This window comes from Streptomyces sp. SP18BB07, from assembly GCF_036322545.1.
Taxonomy (GTDB): Bacteria; Actinomycetota; Actinomycetes; order Streptomycetales; family Streptomycetaceae; genus Streptomyces; species Streptomyces deccanensis.
On the sequence record NZ_JAQYWT010000085.1, the window covers coordinates 1 to 388 of the forward strand.

Annotated in this window: 1 protein-coding gene; it reads right to left on the bottom strand. The window is 34.5% G+C overall.

The features are described 5' to 3' along the window. The coding region (locus tag PUR53_RS47980) for a hypothetical protein (protein WP_329906967.1) at positions 1–388 on the bottom strand (388 nt) is incomplete at both ends.

Consider the following 388-nt stretch of genomic DNA (forward strand, 5'->3'; position numbering starts at 1 on the left):
GGGGGGGTGTGGGGTTGTTTTTTTTTTTTTTTTTTTTTTTTTTTTTTTAGCCTTTGTTTTTTTTTTTTTGTGTTTTGTTGTGGGGTTTTTTTTTGTGGCTGGTTTGGGTGGGGGGGGGGCGTCGCCCCCCCCCCCCCCCCCCCCCCCCCCCACCAACCCCCCCCCCCCAACAAAAAACACAAAAAAAAAACACACCAAACAAACAACAAAAACAAAAAAAAAAACAAAAAAAAAAAAAAAAAAAAAAAAAAAACAAACCCCACAAAAACAAAAAAAAAAAAAAAAAAAACCCCCCCCCACAAAACAAACAAAAAAACCCAAAAAAAACAAAAAAAAAAACAAACAACAAAAAAAAAAAAAAAAAACAAAAAAAAAAAAACGCACACAC